Origin of the sequence: Amycolatopsis kentuckyensis (assembly GCF_041679295.1) — a bacterium.
Lineage (GTDB): Bacteria > Actinomycetota > Actinomycetes > Mycobacteriales > Pseudonocardiaceae > Amycolatopsis > Amycolatopsis kentuckyensis_A.
The window spans coordinates 353,653-376,616 of the sequence record NZ_JBGDMD010000011.1 but is presented as its reverse complement, the minus strand read 5'-3'; the positions used below and the strand labels follow the sequence as shown (position 1 = coordinate 376,616).

Annotated in this window: 22 protein-coding genes; 12 read left to right on the top strand and 10 right to left on the bottom strand. The window is 72.6% G+C overall.

Annotation, left to right across the window (positions count from 1 at the left end):
• Positions 1-3 precede the first annotated feature (3 nt).
• Positions 4-1,587 carry an ABC transporter substrate-binding protein gene (locus ACERZO_RS39955; RefSeq protein ID WP_372671209.1) on the top strand — a complete coding sequence of 528 codons (1,584 nt, stop codon included), beginning with the start codon at positions 4-6 and terminating at the stop codon, positions 1,585-1,587.
• A gap of 19 nt (positions 1,588-1,606) precedes the next feature.
• Here the strand turns inward: ACERZO_RS39955 and ACERZO_RS39950 are convergent, their stop codons facing one another.
• On the bottom strand, positions 1,607-2,827 hold the full coding sequence (locus ACERZO_RS39950) for an amidohydrolase family protein (RefSeq protein ID WP_372671208.1): 1,221 nt from the start codon (positions 2,825-2,827) through the stop codon (positions 1,607-1,609).
• Positions 2,828-2,916: 89 nt separating this feature from the next.
• Here ACERZO_RS39950 and ACERZO_RS39945 point away from each other — a divergent pair, with 89 nt between their 5' ends.
• Positions 2,917-3,357 carry a MarR family winged helix-turn-helix transcriptional regulator gene (locus tag ACERZO_RS39945; protein WP_372671207.1) on the top strand — a complete coding sequence of 147 codons (441 nt, stop codon included), beginning with the start codon at positions 2,917-2,919 and terminating at the stop codon, positions 3,355-3,357.
• A gap of 7 nt (positions 3,358-3,364) precedes the next feature.
• Here the strand turns inward: ACERZO_RS39945 and ACERZO_RS39940 are convergent, their stop codons facing one another.
• From ACERZO_RS39940 to ACERZO_RS39930, 3 genes are read right to left on the bottom strand one after another with little or no spacing between them, the layout of a single operon-like run.
• Positions 3,365-3,826, bottom strand: a complete 462-nt coding sequence (locus tag ACERZO_RS39940; RefSeq protein ID WP_372671206.1) for an SRPBCC family protein — start codon at positions 3,824-3,826, stop codon at positions 3,365-3,367.
• Positions 3,827-3,884: 58 nt separating this feature from the next.
• Entirely contained in the window at positions 3,885-4,775 is an 891-nt protein-coding gene (locus tag ACERZO_RS39935) for a helix-turn-helix domain-containing protein (RefSeq protein ID WP_372671205.1), read from the bottom strand.
• A gap of 10 nt (positions 4,776-4,785) precedes the next feature.
• The gene (locus ACERZO_RS39930; RefSeq protein ID WP_372671204.1) at positions 4,786-5,418 is read right to left on the bottom strand and encodes a TetR/AcrR family transcriptional regulator; all 633 of its coding nucleotides are present in this window, start codon (positions 5,416-5,418) and stop codon (positions 4,786-4,788) included.
• A gap of 67 nt (positions 5,419-5,485) precedes the next feature.
• Between ACERZO_RS39930 and ACERZO_RS39925 the strand changes: the two genes are divergently transcribed.
• Positions 5,486-6,376, top strand: coding sequence for an NmrA family NAD(P)-binding protein (locus ACERZO_RS39925; RefSeq protein WP_372671203.1), 891 nt, complete (start codon positions 5,486-5,488; stop codon positions 6,374-6,376).
• A gap of 314 nt (positions 6,377-6,690) precedes the next feature.
• On the opposite strand, the gene ACERZO_RS39920 is transcribed toward ACERZO_RS39925, so the two are convergent.
• The 4 genes from ACERZO_RS39920 to ACERZO_RS39905 all read right to left on the bottom strand — a co-directional run bounded on the left by ACERZO_RS39920 (position 6,691) and on the right by ACERZO_RS39905 (position 10,975).
• Positions 6,691-8,982, bottom strand: coding sequence for an FtsX-like permease family protein (locus ACERZO_RS39920; RefSeq protein WP_372671232.1), 2,292 nt, complete (start codon positions 8,980-8,982; stop codon positions 6,691-6,693).
• Positions 8,982-9,671, bottom strand: a complete 690-nt coding sequence (locus ACERZO_RS39915; RefSeq protein WP_372671202.1) for an ABC transporter ATP-binding protein — start codon at positions 9,669-9,671, stop codon at positions 8,982-8,984. The genes ACERZO_RS39920 and ACERZO_RS39915 overlap by 1 nt, the downstream gene beginning before the upstream one ends.
• Positions 9,668-10,192 carry a PadR family transcriptional regulator gene (locus ACERZO_RS39910; RefSeq protein ID WP_372671201.1) on the bottom strand — a complete coding sequence of 175 codons (525 nt, stop codon included), beginning with the start codon at positions 10,190-10,192 and terminating at the stop codon, positions 9,668-9,670. Before ACERZO_RS39910 ends, ACERZO_RS39915 begins: the two co-directional genes overlap by 4 nt.
• A gap of 105 nt (positions 10,193-10,297) precedes the next feature.
• A complete protein-coding gene (locus tag ACERZO_RS39905) occupies positions 10,298-10,975 on the bottom strand; it encodes a TetR/AcrR family transcriptional regulator (protein WP_372671200.1) in 678 nt (225 codons plus the stop codon).
• A 92-nt stretch (positions 10,976-11,067) separates the two neighbouring features.
• Between ACERZO_RS39905 and ACERZO_RS39900 the strand changes: the two genes are divergently transcribed.
• Both ACERZO_RS39900 and ACERZO_RS39895 read left to right on the top strand, forming a co-directional pair.
• Positions 11,068-11,970, top strand: coding sequence for an SMP-30/gluconolactonase/LRE family protein (locus ACERZO_RS39900; RefSeq protein WP_372671199.1), 903 nt, complete (start codon positions 11,068-11,070; stop codon positions 11,968-11,970).
• Positions 11,971-11,996: 26 nt separating this feature from the next.
• Positions 11,997-12,986, top strand: a complete 990-nt coding sequence (locus ACERZO_RS39895) for an LLM class flavin-dependent oxidoreductase (RefSeq protein WP_372671198.1) — start codon at positions 11,997-11,999, stop codon at positions 12,984-12,986.
• 50 nt (positions 12,987-13,036) lie between these two features.
• Here the strand turns inward: ACERZO_RS39895 and ACERZO_RS39890 are convergent, their stop codons facing one another.
• Complete coding sequence (locus ACERZO_RS39890) at positions 13,037-14,416, bottom strand: endo-1,4-beta-xylanase (RefSeq protein WP_372671197.1); 1,380 nt, start codon at positions 14,414-14,416, stop codon at positions 13,037-13,039.
• 139 nt (positions 14,417-14,555) lie between these two features.
• Positions 14,556-15,545: a PaaX family transcriptional regulator gene (locus ACERZO_RS39885; RefSeq protein WP_372671231.1), complete on the bottom strand. Its 990-nt coding sequence runs from the start codon at positions 15,543-15,545 to the stop codon at positions 14,556-14,558.
• 210 nt (positions 15,546-15,755) lie between these two features.
• Here ACERZO_RS39885 and ACERZO_RS39880 point away from each other — a divergent pair, with 210 nt between their 5' ends.
• The 7 genes from ACERZO_RS39880 to ACERZO_RS39850 are packed head-to-tail and all read left to right on the top strand — an operon-like array spanning position 15,756 to position 22,925.
• Entirely contained in the window at positions 15,756-16,673 is a 918-nt protein-coding gene (locus ACERZO_RS39880) for a transporter substrate-binding domain-containing protein (protein WP_372671196.1), read from the top strand.
• Positions 16,670-17,545 (top strand): amino acid ABC transporter permease, encoded by an 876-nt coding sequence (locus ACERZO_RS39875; RefSeq protein ID WP_372671195.1) that lies wholly within the window; start codon positions 16,670-16,672, stop codon positions 17,543-17,545. Before ACERZO_RS39880 ends, ACERZO_RS39875 begins: the two co-directional genes overlap by 4 nt.
• Entirely contained in the window at positions 17,542-18,327 is a 786-nt protein-coding gene (locus ACERZO_RS39870; RefSeq protein WP_372671194.1) for an amino acid ABC transporter ATP-binding protein, read from the top strand. The genes ACERZO_RS39875 and ACERZO_RS39870 overlap by 4 nt, the downstream gene beginning before the upstream one ends.
• On the top strand, positions 18,324-19,463 hold the full coding sequence (locus tag ACERZO_RS39865) for a CapA family protein (RefSeq protein ID WP_372671193.1): 1,140 nt from the start codon (positions 18,324-18,326) through the stop codon (positions 19,461-19,463). The genes ACERZO_RS39870 and ACERZO_RS39865 overlap by 4 nt, the downstream gene beginning before the upstream one ends.
• Positions 19,460-20,698 (top strand): CaiB/BaiF CoA transferase family protein, encoded by a 1,239-nt coding sequence (locus tag ACERZO_RS39860; protein WP_372671192.1) that lies wholly within the window; start codon positions 19,460-19,462, stop codon positions 20,696-20,698. The genes ACERZO_RS39865 and ACERZO_RS39860 overlap by 4 nt, the downstream gene beginning before the upstream one ends.
• Positions 20,695-21,705, top strand: a complete 1,011-nt coding sequence (locus ACERZO_RS39855; protein WP_372671191.1) for a 2-hydroxyacyl-CoA dehydratase — start codon at positions 20,695-20,697, stop codon at positions 21,703-21,705. The genes ACERZO_RS39860 and ACERZO_RS39855 overlap by 4 nt, the downstream gene beginning before the upstream one ends.
• Positions 21,702-22,925 carry a 2-hydroxyacyl-CoA dehydratase gene (locus ACERZO_RS39850; RefSeq protein ID WP_372671190.1) on the top strand — a complete coding sequence of 408 codons (1,224 nt, stop codon included), beginning with the start codon at positions 21,702-21,704 and terminating at the stop codon, positions 22,923-22,925. The genes ACERZO_RS39855 and ACERZO_RS39850 overlap by 4 nt, the downstream gene beginning before the upstream one ends.
• The last annotated feature ends 39 nt before the right edge of the window (positions 22,926-22,964 follow it).

The window sequence follows — 22,964 nt, the reverse complement described above, 5'->3', positions numbered from 1 at the left end:
ACCGTGGCCTCGCGCTACCGCTGGATTCTGCTCCCCGATCCCGACCGCGACTTCCCGCACCGCCGGACGGACTGGTGGCGGGTGGCCGTCGCGCTGGTCGTCGCCCTCGTGGTGGCGGGCGGCCTCGTCTTCCAGCAGCCGCTGCAGCGCGCGTTCACCTGCGGGTGGTTCGACGGCTCCGCGTGGTCGGCGGGCGGCGAGTGCGTCGGGCTCAGCGACGGCTCGTACGACTACGGGCTCGACCGCTTCGCCGCCGTGCTGCACGTGATCGGGCAGCAGAACGGCGCCGCCGCGGACAAGTGCGATCCCCAGGGCACCCCGGTGACCGTCGGCGTCCTGCTGACGCTGACCGACCGCAACGCCGGCGGCCGCGCGCTGCACGAGCTCGAAGGGATGGCCGCCGGGCAGCGGCACGCCAACGACACCGGCTGCCTGCACCCGATGCGGCTGGTGGTCGCGAACGTCGGCGCGTACGGGCCGGACAACGAGGCCGTCGAGGTGGCTCGGGAGCTCGCCGGCGACCCGGACGTCGTGGCGGTCGCCGGGCTGGGGCTGAGCCAGCAGAAATCGGCCGAGGTGGCGGACCTGCTGGCGGGGGCCAAGATCCCCATGGTGGCCGACCTGATCACCGCGGAAGGGTTCGACCAGACCGGGTCCCGCGACGACCAGCCGGACTTCCGCGCGTGCGACCCGGACATCACCTACCCCCGGGGCGTCGGGCGGGACTACTTCTACCGCGTCGCCTACCGCAACGCCGTGCAGATCGAGCAGCTCGCCGCGGTGCTGCCCGGCCGGCCGGACTTCATCATGGTGCCCACCGGCGGGTCCGACCCGTACCCGTGCACGGCGCTGCCCATGATGCAGCGCCGCTTCGGCGGCAAGATCACCGAAGTCAAGTTCGACGCCGACGAAGCGAGCACGGTCCCGCTGACCGCCCAGCGGGTCTGCGGAACGGCGAAGGACGTCGAGGTGCTGTACATCGCGCGCGGCAGCGACCTCGCCCGGTTCCTCTTCAGCCTGGACGAAGCGTTCCTCGGCGGGCGGTGCGCGGCCACGTCGGTCACCGTCGTCAGCACCTCCGACGGCCTCCGCGTCCGCGCGCCGGAAGACACCGCGATGCTGGAGGACCTCCGCCTGCGCGCGCTGCGGTCGCCGAGCTTCGCCGACGGCCGGATCCGGCTGGTGTCGACGCTCGTGTCCGGCGCGGATCGCTTCCGCGGCGACAACCCCGGGTTCCGCGACCTCGAAGCGGCCTTCGCCGGCGCCGGCTTCGACGCGGCCCACCTCGACGACGGCTGGGCGGTCAACGGCTACGACGCCGTGACGACGGTTTCGGCGGCGCTGCGGACGCTCCCGTCGGCGAAACCGGTGCAGCGCAGCCAGGTCAACACCGCGATCAGCGGGTTCTCCTCGAGCGGCCAGGCGGTGGTGGGGGCCGGCGGGCCGATCACGTTCGACAACAGCGGCAACCGCGCCGACGCGGGGCCGCCGGTGGTCCGGGTGTGCCCGCTCCGCCCGGCGGAGGGCGACCAGGCGGCGCGGACCCCGACCGTCCTCGTCCGGCCGGGGGTCCCGCCGAACTGTTGAGGGACGCGTTCGGCCGGTGTTACGAGGCCTGCTCGAGCCGGCTGCCGCGGCGCCAGATCGCCCGGGTGCTGAGCGTGTCGCCGATGTCGGTCGTCGGGTCGCCGTCGACGAGCAGCAGGTCGGCGCGGAGCCCCTCGGCGATGCGGCCCCGGTCGCCGAGGCCGAAGCGGCGGGCCGTGGTCGCCGTCGCGGCGCGCAGGGCCTGGGCGGGCGTCAGGCCGGCGGCCACGAGGTACCGCAGTTCGTGGTGCAGGCTGGCGCCGTGGGCCAGGCCGCCGAAGAAGGTCTCGGCCATCGAGGCGTCGGTGCCGGCCAGCAGGTCCACGCCCGCCGCGGCCAGGGCCCGGACGGTCGCCAGGACGTCGTCGAGCCGGCCCTGCGGGTAGCGGTCGTAGCTGGCGCGCAGGGTCTTCTCCCACTTGTCGTCGAGGCGGCGGGCGACGCGGGGGTCGTCGGCGAGTTCGTCGCCGGTGATGCCCATCATCGACGCGTCGAGGCACACGCACGGCACGACGAACATCCCCGACGCGGCGATGAGGTCCACGATCTCCGTGGTGTGCGGGCGGTCCATGAACACGTGGACGACGCCGTCGACCCCGGCCTCGACGGCCATGCGGGTGGCTTCGAGGGTCAGGGTGTGCGCCACCGTGAGGGCGCCGTACTTCTTGGCCTCGGCGACCCCCGCGTCGAGCGTGGCCTGGTCGAGCATCGGCAGCCCGGGGTGTCCTTCGACGCTGCCGTCGTCGACCATGAACTTGATGTAGTCGGAGCCGCGCGCCAGCAGCTGCGGGACGTACGCGGCGGCCTGCTCCGGGGTGGTGGAGAACGGCATCAGCGGCATCACCGGCGGCAGCTCGCCGGCCGGCCGGAACCCTTCGGGCATGAGCTCGCTCGGGTGACCGCCGGGTGGCGTGATGCCGAAGCCCGCCGACCGGACGTCGGCGACCGTGTCGTCTTCGGTGATGTGCGCGCGGTTTTCGCGGGTGTTCATGCCCTGCATCTCCAGTTCGGTGGTGACGCCGAACCGCAGGGCCAGTGCCAGGGAGCCGGGGCTGGAGTGGACGTGCGCGTCGATCAGCCCGGGCAGCAGGGTCGCGCCCCGGCCGTCGACGACGTCGGCGCCCTCGGGAACGTCGCCGCCGATCGAGCGGATCTTCCGGCCGTCGAGGACGACCGTCTGCACCCCCAGCGTCTTCTCCCCGTCGAAGACCCGGGCGCCGGTGATGGCGGTGGTGGCCATGGTGGCCTCGCTTTCGTTCGCAGTTACATACCTGATGCTATGCAGTTTGCGACTGGTATGCAAATGCGCGAAGTACTACGATCCGGGAGGTGAGCGGTGAAGACCTTCTGCTGGACCAGATCGGCCCGGCGCTGTCGCGGTTGCGCCGGCGCACTCCGGCGTCGAGCCGGGACCTGTCCCGGAACCTGGTGCTGAACGTGGTCGCCGACGCGCCGGGGGAGATGACGGTCGGCGGGCTCGCGGCGGAGATGGGCGTGGTGCAGCCGGTGGCGAGCCGCACGGTCGCGGCGTGCATCGCCGACGGCCTGCTGCGGCGGGCCGCCTCCCAGGCCGACGGCCGCCGCACGGTGCTCGAGCTCACCGAACGCGGCGAGGCCGAGCGGACCCGGTTCGCCGCCGAGCAGCGTGCCGCGTTCGAAGACATCACGGCCGGGTGGGCGCCGGCGGACCGCGTCCAGTTCGCGCGGCTCCTGGTCCGCTACGCCACGGACGCTGCGACGTGGTCGCGCCGAAGCGCAGAGGGCGAGTAGGCGCCTTTCAGCTCGGGCGGCCGGTCCGGTCGCCGGCGGCGTGCGCGGCCAGCCCGGTCGCCATGCCCTGCATGAAGCGGCGGAGGTAGCGCCGCAGGAACCACCGCATGCCGAACCGCGCCGAATACGTGCCGTGCCAACGGATCCGGGTGCCGCCACCGGGGCGCGGCGTCAGCTCGACCGCCGCCCGGTAGCCGGTCAGCTGGGGGTTTTCGGCGCCTTCGTAGGCGAACCGGCGTTCCGGCTCGAGCGCGGTGATCCGTTCCTTGGTGACGACCTTCCCGGTCCGGAACGCGCGCACCGCGCCGACGCCGTCGCGGCCGTCGGGGGAAAGACCCGTCGACTGCGCCGCCTCCAGGGCGTCGATGCGGGACCAGGACGGCCAGCTGTGCGGGTCGAGCAGCAACGCCCACACGGCCGCGGGCGGTGCCGGGGATTCGGCGGTGACGTCGTAGGACTGCTGGCTCATGCAGGCAGGCTAAGACCGGCGCTCCGCGCGGCCCAGGCGTGGAATTGCGGGGTACCGGTCAGGAATTGCGGTAGGCCGACGGCCGGACACCGACGTGCCGGACGAACGCGGCCGACAGCGCGCCGGCGCCGGCGAAGCCGCACCGCGGGGCGATCCGGTCGAGGGAGAGGCTGGTTTCGCGCAGGAGCCGTTTCGCTTCCTCGACCCGCAGTTCGGTGAGGAACCGGTGCGGGGTCCGCCCGGTCGCGGTCCGGAACACGCGGACCAGGTGGTAGACCGACAGGTGCACCTCGTCGGCGAGATCGGCCAGCGTGACGGGCTCGGCCAGCCGCTCGCGCAGGAAGGCCACGGCCGCGCGCACGCGGGCGTCCTCCCGTCCGGAAGGGCGCCCGGCCCGCAGCCGCCCGTGCCGGGTCAGCAGGTGCGTGGCCAGGAACGCGGCCGCGGTCTCGGCGTACAGGTCGTCCGCGGTCCCCGGCTCGCCGAGCGCCCGGACGGCCGCCTCGAGCAGCGGATCGCCGGCGGCGACGGACGCGGCCATGGCCTCGAAGTCCGGGACGTCACCGCCCAGCCGCGCCACGGCCGAATCGACGGTGTCGCGCGGGATGTGCACCTGGACGCTGCGCATGTCCGCGTCCCCGCGGTAGCGGCGGACCACGGCCTGGTGCGGAATGCCCAGCTGGACCCGGCCGGGCAGCCACCGATCGCGAACGGCCCGCCCGCCGGCCCGCGTCTCCAGTTCGGCCCGCCCGGACACCGGCAGCACCAGGTGCAGGTCGGCGGCCGCGGGCAGCGCCAGGTCTTCGGCGACCGGGACGTGGTCGAACCGCTGCACGAGCAGGGACCGCCAGCCCGCGTCCTGCCAGCTGCAGAAGGTCCGGCGGACAAAGCGTTCCGTTTCGAAACCGGTGTAGGGCCGCAGGTCGAACCGGGCCGAGTCGAACACCATGGTCCCGAGGCTACCGACCGGCCCCCGGCGCCGGCGGTGGCACGAGGAGCCGGAAGAGGCGCCGGATCCGGTCGAGGTCGACGTCGGCCGCCAGCCGGGCCCGGTCCGGCAGCTCGTCGGTGAGCGGGTCGACGCCGAACAGCAGCCGGGGCAGCACCGGGTGGACGGCGAGGCCGATCAGCTCGGTCGCCAGGGCCTCGGCTTCGCCGGCGGCGAGTCCCGACGCGGTCACCAGGTGCGCCGCGAGGTTCCCGGTGGTGACGCCGAAGAGGACGTCGAAGAGCCCGGCCGCCAGTTCCGGCAGCCGGTCGGCCTCGCCGATGCCGAGGCGGAGCACCTTCCCGACCGAAGACCAGCCCAGCAGCTGCACGAAGCGCCCGCAGTACCGCACGACCGCCTCGACCGGCTCCTCCGCGTAGTCGGCGGGCACGCCCATGCGGTCGCCGAACAGGGCGCGGATGCGTTCGACGACCGCGAGGAACAGCGCGTCCTTGGTCGGGAAGTGCGCGTACAGGGAACGCTTCGACGTCTCCGCGCGCGCCGCGATCGCGTCCATGGAGGTCCGCTCGAAGCCGTCATCCAGGAACGCGAGTTTCGCCGTGTCGAGGATGTGCTCGCGCAGCGCTTCGCCGCGTCGGGCCATGGCGTCCACCCTAAAGTATACGGTACAGTGTAGTTTACTTGGTTCTCACCGAACGGAGTCATCATCCATGATCGTGGTCACCGCCCCCACCGGGCAGATCGGCAGCAAGCTCGTCGACGAGCTGCTGCGGCGGAGCGAGCCGATCCGCCTCGTCGTCCGGGACCCGGGCAAGCTGACCGCCGCGGTACGGGAGCGGGCCGAAATCGTCGTCGGCTCGCACCGTGATCGCGACGTCCTGGACCGGGCGCTCGATGGCGCCGATGCGGTGTTCTGGCTGATGCCGGCGGCCGCGACCGCGAACAGTCCCTACGAGGCGTACGTGACCGCCTCGATCCCGGGAGCCGACGCCGTGGTGCGCCACGCGGTGCCGCGCGTCGTGATCGTTTCCTCGCTGGGGCGGGGGTCGCGGATCTACGCCGGGCACATCTCCGCGTCGCACGCGATGGAGGACCTGTTCCGCAGCACCGGCGCGCACGTGCGGGCGTTGGCGCTGCCGACGTTCATGGACAACGTCCTGCGGCAGGTGGCGGCGATCGGCACCGGGACCCTCCCGGGGACCCTGCCGGCCGACTTCCGGATGCCGTGGATCGCGACGAAGGACATCGCGGCGCTCGCCGCCGGGTACCTGGCCGACCACACCTGGACCGGGCAGGAGTCCGTCGAGATCCTCGGCGGTGAAGACCTTTCGTACCAGGACATCGCCGAGACCCTCAGCGACGTCCTCGGCCGGCCCGTCCGGTACCGGATCGGCGAACGCGGGGCTGTCAAGCGGTTCCTCGTCGACCGGGGCGTCTCCGAGGCGATGGCGCAGTCCATGGTGGACATGGACCTCGCCGGTGAGCGCGGCATCACCAACGGCACGCCGCGCACCGCCGGGAACACCACGCCCACTTCGTTCCGCGAGTTCGCCGTGGAGAACGTCAAGCCGGCCGTGGACGCCCTCTCCGCAGCGGAATGACTTGGGAGCTTGATGTGCATCGAAGAGCGCGGCGTCGACCAGTCGGTGGCGACGCCCGCCCACCGCCGAAGCACGCGCGATGGCAGCTGCTCCGGCACGGAAAGCCCCTACCTCGCCACGCGGATCCCCGAGTGCGGGACCGCGCCGGAACAGGCGTGGACCGCCGGGCGGGAGAAGTGGCTCGCCCTCTCCGGCCGCAGCGAGCCGGTCGTCGCCACCGGCAGTGAGCACTACATCTACCTCGATCAGCCCGACCGAGCCGTCCAGGCTGTCCGGCGCCTCACCTCCGAAGCCGCGAAATGGCCGGGCGCCGGTCACTCCGAGCGCAGCGTGTCCAAGCGGGTCACCTGGCGCAGCAACGGCAACGTCAACCCGGTCACCAGCAACACCGCCACCACCGTCGTGCCCGCCAGGGCGAGCAGTGCCGGGGCGTCGATGACCATCTCGCGGTCCGCCAGCCGCAGGATCGGCGCCGTCAGCCCGAGGCCCGCCGCGACTGCCAGTACCACGCCGATCACCACCGGGATCGCCGTCTGCCACAGCAATCCGCGGGCCAGCACGCCGATCGGCACCCCGGCCGCGGACAGCGCCGCGAGGGGCCGCCGCCGCTCGCTGATCTGCTCGATCGACAGCATCAGCAAGCTCATCGCCGCCACCGCGAGCACGAACAGCGACGCCGTGATCAGCACCGAGCGAAAGCTCTCCACCAGCCGCTGGTCGCGGGCGGCGAAGTCGTCGAGGTAGTCGCTCTTGCTCACCGTGGCGTGCCACGCGAGCGGGTTGACCGCCCTCGCGACGTTGTCGGTCAGCGCCCGCGGGTCGCCGGTGCCCGACACGTAGACCGCGACCGACGACTCCGGCAGCGCGAGCCCGCCGAGCGCGCCCGGCGTGACCAGCAGCTGACCTTCCGCGCCTCGCGCGGTGTCACCCGACTGCACGACCTTGACCGTGCTCGGCACTGTCCATTCAGGACCGATCACTTCGCTGTCGTGGAACGAGCTTTGCAGCCGCACCTTGCCGGCCGGGGCGGTGGCACCCCGTGCGGGCACGACGTAGAACGCGTCGCCGTCGGCGCAGCCGCCGACGTCCGCTTCCACCTCGAGCGCGACGCAGTCGCCGACCACGCCGTAGGTCCGCTCCGGCCCGGACCGGGCCAGGATGTTCCGGGCCGGGTGCGTCCCGGTCACGCCGGCCGCCGACGCCGCCAGCCGGACGACTTCCGCCTCGTGCGCGGCGGTCGTCTGCACCCGCACTGGAGCCGCGGCCGCGCCGGCCGGCGGGGTCTGCTGCCGGACGCCGCCGGTGAGCGAGGTGATCACGCCCTGGATCAGGATCGTGCCGGCCAGCACGACGACCAGGCCGGACACCACGCGGCTGGCGGTGCCGCTGTCCAGCTGCAGCCGCCGGATCGCGAGCTGCCACGACGGCGGACCGCCGCGCAGCCGCTCCACGACCCGCTCGACCAGCCACGGCAGCAGGGCCGCGACGCCCACCAGCAGGAACACGCTGCCCACCGCGAGGGCCAGCGCGCCGGCCGTGTCGCCGTTCCCGCGGTCGAAGGCCAGGCTCGCGGCCAGGAACAGCGCGCCGAGCGCGGTGAGCACCCAGCGCCACCACATCCGCCGCCGCGTCGGCTTGCCCTGGCGGATCACGCCGAGCGGTTCCACGATCGTGCGGCGCAGCCCGAACATCGCCGAGCCGACGGCGAGCGCGGGCACCAGCAGGACGACCACCACGACCAGCGGCCAGTCCGGGACGAAGTCCTCCGGGAAGATCCGCAGGCCGAACGGCAGGATGTCGGCGACGAACGTGCGCAGCACGGCGAAGAACCCGATGCCGGCCGCGAGCCCGATCCCCGCGCCGACCAGTGACTCCGCCGCCGCGACCCGCTTGACCTGCCGCGAATCCAGGCCGAGCAGCCGCAGCGCGGCGAGCCGGCGTTCCCGCTGCGCCGCGCCCATCCGCGACGCCGTGGTGACGAAGATCAGCAACGGCAGCAGCAGCACCGCGGCGATCGGCAGGATGATGGTCAGCATGACGGCCGGCAGTCCGAGCCCGGGGTAGGGCCGGCCGAACGCGTAGACCGTGCTGCCCCGGTCGCCTTCGGCCCGGATCTGCGCGGCGGGCACCCCGTAGTACGCGCTCAGGTCGCCGGCGTCGGCGACGCCGTCGCGCGACAACTGGCCGACGACGTGCCCCGGCAGCTGGGCCCGCATCGACTCGCCGCCGGGCGAAGCCAGCTTCGCGGCGAGCTCCGGCGACACGACCAGCTCGCCCGGTGCGGGCAGGCGGCCGACGCCCGGCGGCACCGGCGAACCCGGCCCGGTCGCCGCGACCGCGGTGAGCTTGACGAAGTCCTCGCCGGCCGACGGGTACCAGCTGTAGGTCAGCAGCGGGGCGACGCCCGCGCGCGGCTCGGTGACCGGCTTGATCGCCGCCGCGCGGGCGGCCTGCGCGCCGGCCAGGTGGTACACCGCGGCCGCGGGCAGCAGCACGGCGACCGCGAGCGCGATCCCGAACGCGGTCATCGCGAGGCGCAGCAGCGCCGCGCCGGACATCCGGCCGCCCCCGACGGCCAGCCGGAGACCCAGCACCAGATCCCGCATCACGCGACCAGCTCCCGGTCGACCGTGCGCCCGTCCCGCACCACGACCTCGCGGTCCGAGTAGGCCGCGACCCGCGGCTCGTGGGTCACCAGCACCACCGCGGCGTGCGTCTCCCGCGCCGCCTGGGTGAGCAGCTGCATGACCTTCTCGCCGTTGAGCGAGTCGAGCGCGCCGGTCGGCTCGTCCGCGAAGACCACCTTCGGCCCGGTCACCAGCGCCCGCGCCACCGCCACGCGCTGCGCCTGCCCGCCGGACACGTCCCCGGGCCGGCGCTTCGCCAGATCGTCGACCTCCAGCCGGGCGAGCCATTCGGTCGCCTCGGCCTCGGCCGGCTTCCGCTTGGTCCCGGTCAGCCGCAGCGGGAACGCGACGTTCTCGAGGCAGGACAGCTCGGGCACGAGCTGGCCGAACTGGAACACGAAGCCGAACTCGGTGCGCCGCAACGCACTCCGGCCCCGGTCGTCCATCCCGACGAGGTCGGCACCGGCGTAGCTGATGGTGCCCGCGTCCGGCCGGACGATGCCGGCGAGGCAGTGCAGCAGCGTCGACTTGCCCGAACCGGACGCGCCCATGATCGCGAGCACTTCCCCCGCCGAGACGGCCAGCGCCGCCCCGTCGAGCGCCCGCGTCGGGCCGAACGACTTGTGCAGCCCGTTGCCGGCGAGCAACGGCGTTCCCGGTCCGGTCATGCGCGCACCGCCTTCTCGAGTTCGCCGAGGCGCGCGGCGGTGAGCTCCAGCCACCGCAGGTCCGCCTCGAGGTGGAAGAGCGCGTGGTCGCAGATCAGCTGATCGGCGAGGTCGCCCCCGTTCTTGCGCTTGGTGAGCGCGCGCATCGCCTGCAGGTGCTCGGCGCGCTGGACGTCGAGCACGTCGGCGGCGCTGCGCCCGGACAGCAGCGCGAGCACCACCTTCGTGTAGAGCGTGTTCTGCAGGTACGGCTGCGGGTTTTCCGGCGTGCGCAGCCACGTCTCGACGTCGGTGACCCCCGCGTCCGTGATCGTGTAGCGCTTCCGCTCCGGCCCCTCGCCGCTCTCGACGCCCGCCACCTCGACCATGCCGTTGCGCAGCAGCCGGGACAGCGTCGAGTAGACCTGGCCGTAGGCGAGCGGGCGATCGTGCCCGAACTGCTCGTCGTACGCCCGTTTCAGGTCGTAGCCGTGCCGCGGCCCGGGTTCGAGCAACGCGAGCAGGGTGTGCGGAACCGACATGCTCCTGTCCCTCCTCGACCCCCGGATTCCCCGAGGCTGACGATCACTATACCCGAGGCGTATACCTCCCGTGTATACCCCCGCAGAATAGCGCGTCGCCGCAGGTCAGGACGGCCCACCCAGCATCCGGGCGGCCAGTTCGGCGTAGGACTCGCCGAGCGCCTCGGGCGAGTCCGCGCCGTCCAGGCGGTACCAGCGCACCAGGTCGATGCCGAGCGACAGGATCGCGCGCACCGCCCGGTCGACGTCGGGCACGTCGAAGACGCCTTCGCGGGCGCCGCGCTCCACGGCGGTCCGCACCACCGCGGAGAACCGCTGCCGGAGGTCGAGGACCTCCGCCAGGTGCGCGGGCTCGAGCCCGGCCAGTTCGTACTGGCACACCCGCGCCACGGTGTGGTGGCGGGCGTGCCACGACACGTGCGCGGCCACCAGCAAGCGGATGTGCGCCCGGGGATCGCCGGCGCCGGGCTGGGCGGTCAGGGCCGCGAGCGCCCGCTCGTGCCCGGTCCGGGCGATGTGGAACAGCACGGCCTCTTTGGAGGCGAAGTGCACGTAGAGCGAACCGGGGCTCAAGCCGACGACGGCGGTGATGTCGCGGGTCGTGGTGGCGTGGAAACCCGTGCGGGCGAAGCACTGCACGGCCGACGACAGCAGCGCGCGGGCCACCGGGGACGTGTCCTGCCCCCAGAACTCGTCCGGGACGGCTTCGGGCCCGAGCTTGGTCGTGAGCCCGGCCGCCGCCGGGTGCCGCCCGCCGCCGCGGCGGCGTTCTTTCCCTGACATCCCCGCTCTCCCCTCCGCACTTGACACCTCCGGGCGCCGGGGTCATGGTAACTGTGCGCTCAGTTAGTCGACGAAGACCGAGGAGAGCCGCGATGGGGCACACCGCGTCCAGGCAGCCGACCGTCGTCGTGGCGGGCTTCTCCTACCTCGAGTGCCCCCGGTGGCACGCCGGCCGGCTGTGGGTGTCGGACTTCTACACCGAAAAGGTCGTGGCGATCGACGACCGCGGTGGCACCGAGGTCGTCGCCGAAGTCCCCGGGCAGCCCTCGGGCCTCGGGTTCCTGCCCGACGGGCGCCTGCTCGTGGTGTCCATGCGCGACCACCGCCTGCTCGTGCGCGACGAGGAGGGGAAGCTCACCGAGCACGCCGACCTGTCCGGCGTGGTGTCCGGGGTGCTCAACGACATGGTCGTCGACGACCGCGGCCGCGCCTGGGTGGGCAACTTCGGCTTCGACCTCATGGGCGGCGCGCCGTTGCGCTACACCACGCTCACGCGCGTCGACCCGGACGGCGGCGTGGCTGTCGCCGCCGAGGACCTCGGCTTCCCCAACGGCATGGTGATCCTCCCCGGCGGCGTGCTGGTCGTCGCCGAAACCTTCGCGGGGCGGCTGACCGCCTTCGACATCGGCGAAGACGGCGAGCTGAGCGGGCGGCGCGTCTGGGCGCAGTTCGGGCAGCCCCCGCGCACCGAAGACGTCGGCGAGGCGGTGCAACGCCTCGAGGTGGCACCCGACGGCATCTGCGCCGACGCCGAGGGCGCGATCTGGGTGGCGGACGCCGTCCACAACCGCGTCCTGCGGGTGGAAGAGGGCGGCCGGGTCCTCGACGAGATCGACGCCGGCACCGGGGTCTTCGCCTGCATGCTCGGCGGTGACGACGGGCGGACGCTCTTCCTCTGCGCGGCGCCGTCCTTCGCCGAGCACGAACGCCGTCCGGTCCGTGAAGCGCAGCTGCTCGCGGTCCGGGTCGAGGTCCCGCACGCGGGCCTGCCCTGACCCCGACGAATGAACGGAGGGCCCGCATGGACGTCTCCTGCGCTTTCCCGACCGCGCTGGACTCCCCGGACCACATCGCTGTGGCCGAGCAGCTGGGCTACGCGCGGGCGTGGGTCTACGACACCCCGCAGCAGAGCCCCGACGTGTGGATGACCCTCGCGCTGGCCGCCGAGCGGACCGAGCGGATCGGCCTCGGTCCCGGCGTGCTGGTGCCCAGCCTGCGGCACCCGATGGTGAACGCCGCGGCGACCGCCACCCTCGCCGCGCTGGCGCCCGGCCGCGTCGCGGTCTCCTTCGGCACCGGGTTCACCGGCCGCCGCGCCATGGGGTACCGCGCGATCACCTGGTCCTCCATGGAGTCCTACATCCGGGCGTACCGCGGGCTCCTGCGCGGCGACGTCGTCGAGTGGGAAGGGGCGCGGATGCGGATGCTGCACCCCGACGGCCACGCTCCCGCCCGGCCCGTCGACGTCCCCGTCCTGATCGGGGCGCTGGGACCCAAGGGGCACCGGGTGGCCAAGGAACTCGGCGACGGGCTGTACGTGACGTTGCAGCTGCCCGAGTTCGCGACCGAGTACCCGTGGGTGCCCTACCTCGTGTGGGGCACGGTGCTCGACGAAGGGGAGCGCACGGACACCGAGCACGCGCGGCAGGCCGCCGGGCCCGGGTGGGCACTGGCCTACCACGGCGCGTACGAGTTCGGCGGCCCCGCCGCCGTGCGCGAACTACCGGGCGGGGCCGAATGGCTGGCGGTGGTCGAGCGGACGCCGCCGGCGGAACGGCACCTTGCGGTCCACAGTGGACACTGTGTGGAGCTGGGGGAAGCCGACCGGGCCGCCTGGCAAGCCGGCGGCCACGCGATGCTGCGGGACGTGACGATGACCGGCACCCGCGAGGAGATCCGGGACCGGCTGGCCGAGGTCGCCGCCAAGGGCGTCACCGAGATCGTGTTCCAGCCGACCGGACCCGACACCCGGGGCGAGCTCGAGCGGTTCCTCGCCGCCGCCACCGCCTGACCGGCGGCACCGGCCCGCTCGTGAGCGGGCCGGTGCCGGGGTGCCGTGGCTCAGGAGGCGCTGCAGCTGACGCTCGGCCAGTTCCAGTTCCCGTTCGCCATGATGGTGACGCCCCAGTTGTTGCCGCTGCCGTTGGGCGTCGCGATGAGGACCTGGCTGCTGGGCCACGTCGCGTTGACGTTCCAGGTGGCGCTGATCCGCTCGGGGCTGGGCACGTTCATCGTGACCGTCCACGAGGACGAGCCGCTGACCGAGACGTTGAGGTTGTACCGGTCACCCCAGGACTGCCCGGCCGACAGCGCCGCGGTGCAGCTGCCGCCGCCCGGGGTGGTCGGCGTCGTCGTGGGTGTCGTCGGGGTCGTGCTGCCCGTCGGGGTGGTCGTGGGGGTCGTGGTCGTCCCGCCGGAGTTGAGGACGTTCAGCACCGAGTTGTAGGCGGCCTTCTTGTTGCCGCCGCCGTCGAACAGGAGCGGGCTTTCGCTGGAGCGCCAGGAATCGCTGTCCCGCACACCCCACACGGTGATGCCGACGCAGCGCGCGACGTTCAGGCACGCCTGGGTCAGCGCCGCGTACTGCGAGGTGTTCGCGTTGGTGACGTCGACCTCGGTGAGCGCCACGTCGACGCCGAGCGCCGCGAAGCTGGAGATCGTCTGCTGCAGGCTGCTCGGGACCGAGCTGCCGCCGGTGAAGTGGGCCTGCAGGCCGACGCAGTCGATCGGCACGCCGCGGGACTTGAAGTCCTGGACCATCCGGTAGACGCCCTGGGTCTTGCCGTAGTTCCAGTTGTCGATGTTGTAGTCGTTGTAGCAGAGCTTCGTCGAGGAGTCGGCCGCGCGCGCGGTCTTGAACGCGACCTCGATCCAGTCGTTGCCGGTGCTCTGCAGGTTCGACGACCGGCGGCTGCCGTCTTCGTTGAAGGCTTCGTTGACGACGTCCCAGTAGGCGAGTTTGCCTTGGTAGTGGGCCATCACCTTCTGGATGTGGTTGATCATGGCGTTGCGCAGGTTGCTGCCGCCCATGTTCTGCATCCAGCCCGGCTGCTGGGCGTGCCAGGCGAGCGTGTGGCCGCGGACCTTGGCGCCGTGGCTCACCGCCCAGTTGTAGATCTGGTCGCCGGCGGAGAAGTTGAACTGGTTCTGGTTCGGCTCGGTCGCGTCCGGCTTCATCTCGTTTTCGGCCGTGACCATGTTGAACTCGCGCGCCGCGATCGTGGTGTAAGTCGAATCACCCAGCCTGCTGCCGGCGATCGCGGTGCCGAAGTACCGCCCGGACTGCGCGGCCGCGGCCCCCAGTGTGCCGGCGGCGGCGTCGGCGCCCGGCGCGGTCACCAGGACGGCGGCTGTCGCGGCGACGGTGGCCACTCCAGCCAGTGCCCGGGTGGCGGGCGACCGCCACCACCTGCCGAGCGGGCTCGAAGAACTTCTGGCCATTCGTGGTCTCCTTAACGGCACGCGTCGAAGAAGTTGCTTACCGTCAGCAGAAGAACACGGTGCTTCGCCGCTCCGCAAAGACTTTCGGTCGACTTTCGATCCCACCTCAGGCGGACGACCGACCCGCCAAGTGCCGCCCTTAGCGGCGGCGCGCGTCGTCCAGCCGCCGGGCTTCGGCGGCTTGCTCGAACGGCGTGTCACCCGCCGGGTGGCGGTCGCCGAGCTCGGCGAACAACGCGGCCACCTTCACCGAGTCGTGGTGGGTGGCCAGATCGGCCAGCTCGGGGTCCGTGGCGGCCAGCACCTGCCGGAACCGCAGCTCGGCGAGCGGCCCGAGCCGGTCGTAGATCTGCAGGAACACCTTCTGGGCGCGGTCGCGGGCCCAGTCGGCCGGCAGCAGCCCGGCCGGCAGGTCCGGGTCGGTCTCCGGGAACCGGCGCCAGTCGACGCGCAGTTCGGTGCGGGTGCGCAACGCCTGCGCCGGGCTGATCAGCCCGGCCTCCAGACCGGTGAGCACCTGCTCGTACCGCTCGACGAACTGCTCGTACTCCCGGGCGAGCGGCTCGAGGTCGAACGCCGTGACCGCCGCGGCCGACCCGGGCACCTCGGTGGCGCGGAAGACCGTCGCACTGCGCAGTTCGAGCTCCCGCAACGCGGTCAGCGCGGGTCCGGCCAGGTCGTGGGGGCTGACCCACACCCCGTCGTAGAGGGCGGCGAACCGCAGGACCCGCAGCCGGGACCGGAGTGCCGTGCGCAGCCCGCGGTCCTGTTCCGGCACCGAGAACGTCACCACGGTCCACCGCCCGTCCCAGTCGGGGGCGCTGGTGCCGAAGGTCAGCATCCGGTGCGTGCGCTCGATGATCACCTCGGACGTGCGCGCCGGGATGCCGTACGCCGTCGTCCGGCCGCTGCGCGACACGGTGAGCAGCCCGCGGGCGGCGAGCCGGCGGATCGCCGCCCGCGCGCTCGCCGGGCTGATGTCGAACTCGCCGAGCAGCTGCACCAGGGCGGCCGAGGGGATGTGCTCGTCGCGCCAGTACCAGAAGTCGCCGAGCAGGGACGTCAGCAGCAGCTGGGGTTCGGCTCCCTGCTGGGAGCGGGGCAGCGGCCCCGAGGGCGTCACCGTCATCGCGCGCGTGCCTCTTCCGGGGCTCGGGTCGGCGGCCGGGCGGGGCTGCCCGCCGCGGGTGTCCATGGTGGCAGTGCCGTCCGGCCCGCGGGATCGAGGGGTTGAATCACGCGACACATCATGCGACGATCGGCGCCCAGATAGCAACCAATTGATCCTCCGGGTTCCCGCGCCGCCCGCTCGGACGGCCTTCCTCAGGAAGAAAACGACATGGGTTCCTCACTTCGTCAACGCCGTCGAAGCTCGCTCGCCGTGCTCGCCGCCGGCCTCGTCCTGGCCGGGTGCACGGTCGACGACGGCGCGGCCTCCGCCCCGACCGCCGCGGCCCTGACCACCGACCAGGCGCTGCACGACCAGCTGCCGCAGGCGGTCAAGGACGCCGGTCTCCTCCGGTTCGCCGGGGATTCGCACCCGCCGTACCGCACGGTCGGCCCGGACGGGAAGACCGTCACCGGCATCGACCACGACTTCCAGCAGGCGCTCGGCCAGCTCCTGGGCGTGCGCACGGAAACCACCATCGTCAGCGGGCTCCCGGCCGCGTTGCAGGGCATGCTCAGCGGCCGGTACGACGCGTTCAACGGGCCCGTCAAGGCCACCGCCGAACGCGAAAAGCAGTTCGACACCGTCACGTGGATGACCACCCGGACGTCCTACGTGGTCCCCGAAGGCTCCGCCGCGGGCATCAAGCAGGCCGCCGACCTGTGCGGCAAGCGTGTCGCGGTGGTCACCGCCAGCGTGGTGGAGGACCAGCTCGCCAAGCTGTCGAAGTTCTGTGAAGGCGCGAAGAAACCGGCCGTGCAGGTGGTCGGGCTCGACGACACGAACGCCACCCTGCTGGCCGCGAAGTCGGGTCGCGCCGAGGCCGCCGGGATGACCCAGGCCGCCGCGATCGACGTGACCACCCAGCAGAAGGGCCAGTACCAGTACGTGACGCAGACCGAGGAGCAGGGCGCGACGAAGGACAATCTCGCGCTGTACACCCCGAAGTCCGCGAAGCTCGGTCCGGTGCTGCAGAAGGCTTTCGAGGAGCTGTTCCGCAACGGCACCTACGCCCGGATCATGAACCAGTGGGGCCTGAACGACGTCACGGTCCCGCAGCCGCTGTTCGACGTGGCCTCGGCGAAATGACCGCCGTGTCCACTGTGGAGGAGACGGCACCGGCCCGCGACGACGTCGCCGGGGCCCGCGGCCGCTTCCGCCCGCTGCGCTGGCTGTTCGTGCTCGTGCTGGTGGTGCTCGCCGCGCAGCTGGTCGTGTTCCTGGCCGGCAACTCCCGGTTCCAGTGGGACGTCGTGGCGAAGTACCTCTTCGAGAAGAGCGTCATGGCGGGCCTGGGCACCACGGTGCTGCTCGCGGTCGCCGCGATGGTGCTCGGGTCGCTGGCCGGTGGCGTGGTCGCGGCGATGCAGCTGAGCGGGTTCGCGCCCGCGCGGTGGGTGGCGACGCTGTGGGTGGGCCTGTTCCGCGGCATCCCGCCGCTGGTGCAGCTGATCTTCTGGTTCAACCTCGCCTACCTGCTGCCCAAGCTGTCGATCGGCATCCCGTTCGGCCCGGTCTTCGGGACGTGGGACGCCAACACCGTGATCACGCCGCTGACCGCCGCGGTGATCGGCCTGTCGCTGGTGGAGTCGGCCTACCTGGCGGAGATCTTCCGCGCCGGCGTCTCGTCGGTCGATCCCGGTCAGCGCGACGCGGCCCGCGCGATGGGCTACCCGCCGGGCCAGACGCTGCTGCGGATCGTGCTGCCGCAGGCGATGCGGGTGATCATCCCGCCCGCCGGCAGCCAGTTCATCAACGTGCTCAAGGGCACGGCGCTCGTGTCGGTCATCGCGATGTCGGACCTGCTGCACTCGGTGCAGGTGATCTACAACCGCACCTACGAGATCGTGCCGATGCTGCTGGTCGCCTGCTTCTGGTACCTGGTCGTGGTCACCGTCCTCACCGCCGGGCAACGCCGGCTGGAGCGCCGGTTCTCCCGGGGCCACCGGAGCGCCCGATGAGCGCCCCGGTGCTGCGGATCGACGACGTCCGCAAGGAGTTCGGCGCGGTGACCGCGTTGGCGGGGGTGAGCCTCGACGTCCACGAAGGCGAGACGGTCGTCGTGATCGGGCCGTCCGGTTCGGGCAAGTCGACGCTCGTCCGCTGCGCCCACCAGCTCGAGCCCATCGACGGCGGCGCGATGTACCTCGACGGCGAGCTGCTGGGCCACCGGCGTTCCCCGGGTGGCCTGCGCGCGCTGACCGAGCGGCGGGTCGCCGCCCAGCGGCGGCGGATGAGCATGGTCTTCCAGCAGTTCAACCTGTTCCCGCAGTTCACCGTGCTGCGCAACGTGACCGACGCGGCGATCCGCGTCCACCGGCGTGCTCGGTCCACTGTGGAGGCCGAGGCCCGCGAGCTGCTCGAACGCATCGGCCTCGCCGGGCGCGAGGACCACTACCCGCGGCAGCTCTCGGGCGGGCAGCAGCAGCGCGTCGCCATCGCCCGGGCCGTGCTGGTCCGGCCGCGGATCATGCTGTTCGACGAACCCACCAGCGCGCTCGACCCGGAACTGGTCGACGAGGTCCTGGCCGTGCTGCGCGACCTCGCCGCGGCGGGCACCACGATGGTCGTCGTCACCCACGAGATGGCCTTCGCGCGCGAGGTCGCGGACCGGTGCGTGTTCATGGAAGCGGGCCGGATCGTCGAAGAGGGTCCGCCGGCCGAGCTGTTCACCCGGCCGCGGACCGACCGGCTGCGCGCGTTCCTGTCCCGTCATCTGTCCGAAAAGGAAGGTGCTTCGTGATCACTGTCGGCGCGGTCGGCGACCTCATCCTGGACGAGCCGGACCCGGAGTTCTTCCTCGCCCCGGCCGCGCCGGTGCTGAAGGCGATGGACCTGGCGATCGGCCACGTCGAGGTGCCGCACTCGACCACGTCGGTGCAGCAGAGCACCGACGTCCCGGCGCCGCCCGCGGATCCCGCGGCGCTGAAGGCGGTGGCCGAGGCCGGTTTCGCCGTGGTCACCCTGGCGGGCAACCACGTCCTCGACGCCGGTGCCGGCGGCCTGGCCGACACCATCGCCTACTCGCGCGAGGCGGGCATGGTGACGGCAGGCGCCGGGGTGAACCTCGCCGAGGCCCGGCGGCCGGCGATCGTGGAGCGCGATGGCCTGCGGATCGGCGTGCTGTCCTACAACTGCGTCGGCCCGCGCGAGTCCTGGGCCGGCTCCCGCAAGCCCGGGTGCGCGTACGTGCACGTCCTCACCCACTACGAGCTGGACCACGCGAGCCCGGGCGGTCCGCCGAAGATCTACACCTTCGCCGATCCCGACAGCCTGGACGCGATGGCCGGCGACGTGCGCCGCCTGCGGGCCGAGGCCGACGTCGTGGTGGTGTCGCTGCACAAGGGCGTCGGGCACACCCCGGGCGTCGTCGCGATGTACGAGAGCCCGGTCGCGCGCGCGGCGGTCGACGCCGGCGCCGACGCCGTGTTCTCCCACCACCCGCACATCATGCGCGGCATCGAAGTCCACAGAGGACGGCCGATCTTCCACGGCCTCGGCAACTTCGCCACCGTCACCCACGCCCTGACCCCGGGTGCCGGTGTCGGCGCGGACGAGCTGCGCGCGTGGGCCGAGCGGCGGACGGAGCTGTACGGCTTCGCGCCGGACCCGGACATGCCGTTCTTCCCGTTCCACCCCGAAAGCCGCAACACCGCCATCGCCTTCTGCCGCTTCGACGGAACCGGGCTGCGCGAAGCCGGTTTCGTGCCCTGCTGGATCGACGACCGGGGCCGCCCGGTGCCGGTCGGCGGCACGCCGGAGGGCGAGGCCGTCACGAAGTACATCGACGACATCACCCGCGGGGCCCGGCTCAACGGCCGGTTCACCACCCGCGGGACCGAAGTGCTCGTCGATCTCACCGAGGGGGTTCCCGCATGACCGACCAGCCACTGGCCGGCCGCACCGTCGTCGACCTGACCACCGCGCTCGCCGGGCCGTACGCCACGCTGCTGCTCGCCGGGCTCGGGGCCACCGTGATCAAGGTCGAAAACCCGGCCACCGGCGGGGATTCGTCCCGCAACAACGCGCCGTACGTCGGCCGCGACGGGCTGAACCTCGCCCGGCGCCACGACGACGACCTTTCGGTGTCGATGCTCCTGCGAGGCCGCAACAAGCTCAGCGTCACCCTCGACCTGAAGAACCCGCGGTCCCAAGCGGTGTTCACCGACCTCGTCCGCGACGCCGACGTGCTGGTCGAGAACTACAGCCCGGGCGTCACCGAGCGGCTCGGCATCTCCTACGAGCGGGTCCGGGAGATCAACCCCCGGCTCGTCTACACCTCGATCAGCGGGTTCGGCGCCCAGGGCGGCCCGGGCTCGGGCAAGGCGATGGACTCGATCATCCAGGCGCTGAGCGGGGTGATGATGACCGCCGGCGAACCCGACGAAGGCCCGGTCCGGTTCGGGCTGCCGATCGGCGACCTGCTGGCGCCGCTCTTCGCCGTGGTCGGCACGGTGTCCGCGCTGCTGCAGGCCGAGCACACCGGCGAGGGCCAGCACGTCGACGTGTCGATGCTCGGCGCGTTGACGTCGCTGGTCGCGTGCGAGCCCTTCGACGCCTTCGACGCGGTCGGCCTGCCGCAGCGCACCGGGTCGATGGTGCCGCGGCTGGCACCCTTCGGGATCCTGCCCGCGCTGGACGGTCACCTCGCCCTCTGCGCGCCGACCGACGCCTTCGCGCACGGGGTGCTGCGGGCGATCGGCCGGCCGGAGCTGGCCGAGGACGACCGCTACCGCACGCGTGACCGACGTGTGCGGGCCGCCGACGAGCTGCACGAGCTGATCCGCGAGTGGTGCCGGGTGCGCCCGCTGAAGGAGATCCTCGCCGCCTTCACCGCCGAAGGGGTGCCCGCGGCCGAGGTGCGGGAGCCGCACGACGCCGTCCGGGATCCGCTGGTCCTGGCGCGCGAGGAGGTCGTGCCCCTGCGCCACCCGCGGCACGGGGACGTGGCCGACCTGGCCGGGACCGGGGTGCCGATCCGCTTCTCCGCCGCCCGCGTCTCCCTCGACCGGCCCGCGCCGAGCTTGGGGGAGCACAACGAACACGTCTACCGCGAGCTGCTCGGCTACACCGAAGAGCAGCTGGCGGAGCTCGTTTCGGAGGCGGTCATTTGAGCACCGTCGGGTATGTCGGTGCGGACGTCCCGATCGAGCTGATCACCGCGGCGGGCCTGCGGCCCCTGCGCCTGACCGGGAAGCCGGGCGAGGACAGCACGCTCGGCGACCGCTACCTCGGCCGTGGGGTGGATCCGGTCGCCCGGTCGATCCTGACGCGGATCCTCACCGGGGACTACGGGCCACTGGAAGCCATCGTCGTCTGCCGCGACTGCGAAGCGTCGTTGCGGCTGTTCTACGCCCTGCGCGAGCTGCGCCGCGTCGAGCCGGAGCTGCGGCTGCCACCGGTGCGTCTGGTCGACGTCCTGCACCTGCCGCACCACACGACCACCCGGTACGTCCACGCGAAGATCGCCCAGCTGCGCGAGTGGCTGGGGCAGTGGCGGCCCATCGGCGACGACGACCTCGCCGCGGCCATCACCGCGCACGACACGCTGCGGCGGTCGCTCGGGCGGCTCGCCGACCTGCGGAGGGCGAACCGGCTGAGCGGCACCCGGTTCCTCGAAGTCGTCGCCGCGACCACGGCATTGCCGGTCACCGACGCGATCGCGTTCGTGGACGGCGTTTCCGCCGACCCGCGTGAGACCGAAGGGGTGCGGTTGTTCCTGACCGGCAGCTCGCACGACTCGCCGGAGGTGTACGAAACGGTGGAGCGCAACGGTTTCCTCGTCGTGGGCGAGGACCACGACTGGGGCGAGCTGTTCTTCGCGCGCACCTGCGCGGCACCGACGGAACTCGCGCTCGCCGAGCGTTACCAGCACAACGGGCCGACGGCGCAGCGCGCGTCGATCCGGCAGCGCGCCGCACACACGGCGGCGGCTGCCCGCGCCTGTGGTGCCGAGATCCTGTTTTCCTACGCGCGGGTCCACGACGACGCCCCGCCGTGGGACTTCCCGGAGCAACGGGCCGCGGCTGGGCTGCCCGCGGTCCTGGCGGAGCGCCAGCCGTACGGCGAGCTGACGCCCGAGGCGCTGGCGGCGCTGGTCCCGGCCGGAGCGGCGGCATGACCGCGCGACTGGCGTCGGCGACCACCGCGACCGCCTACCAGCGCGAGTGGTTCGCCCGGGTGCGCGACGAGGGTGGCCCCTTGGCTCTGGTGAACGCGGACGCGCCGCAGGAGATCTTCCGCGCGATGGGCATCCCGTACGTGGTCAACCAGTGGTGGGCCTCGATCGTCGCGGCGAAACGCCAGACCCAGCGCTACCTCGGCCTGCTGCGCGAGCGCGGCTACCCCGACTACGTCGAGCAGTACAGCGCCACTTCGCTGGCGTCGGCGTTCGAGACCGATCTTGGCCAGGCACCCTGGGGCGGCCTGCCGACGCCGTCGATCGTGCTCGGCGAAACCACCGGCGACGCGTCCCGCAAGATCTTCGACGTCTGGGACGCCCAACCCGGCGTCACCTACTACCCGCTGGAAAGCGCGGCGGAGAACTCGGTGCCCGAACGGTGGTGGGAGCTGATGCCGCACCGCTGGGAGGAGGCCATCGGCAGCGACCGCCTCGACCTGCTGACCGGCGAGCTGACCGGGCTCATCCGGTTCCTCGAGCAGACCACCGGCCGGGTGTTCTCCGAGACCCGGTTCCGCGAAGTGCTGGCGCTCGTGAACGAGCAGCAGGAGTGGAACCGCCGCACCCGCGACCTGATCGCGGCGGCCCGGCCGTGCCCGATCGCCGTCACCGACGGGATCCCCAGCGTCATGGTGCCCCAGTGGCACCGCGGCACCGAGTGGGCGCGCGACGCGGCGCGCGCGTTCCACGACGAGGTGCGCGACCGGATCGACGCCGGTGTCGCGGTGTGCCCGGACGAGCGGCTGCGGCTGATGTGGATCGGCCGCGGGCTGTGGTTCGACCTCGGCTTCTACCGGCGGTTCCAGGAGTCGCACGGCGCGGTCTTCGTGTGGTCGATGTACCTGGCCATCGCCGCCGACGGCTACTTGCGCTACGGCGACGACCCGCTGCGCGCCCTGGCGGCTCGGTTCGCGGCGTTCGGCGACCAGCTGTACACGCCACCGTGGTCGGCGGAGTGGTACGTCAAGGAAGCGCGCCACCACGGCGTGGACGGCGTGGTCCACCTGGTTTCCGACGACGCCCGCGGCGGCTACTTCACCACCCGCGCCCTGCGCGCGGCCGGTATCCCGGTCCTGGAACTGCACGCCGACAACGTCGACGCCCGCACGGGGGACGGGTTGACCGCGCGGATGACCGAATGGCTCGACGACCTGACCTGACTGTCCGGAAAGGACCTCCATGAGATCCCCACTTCGCCG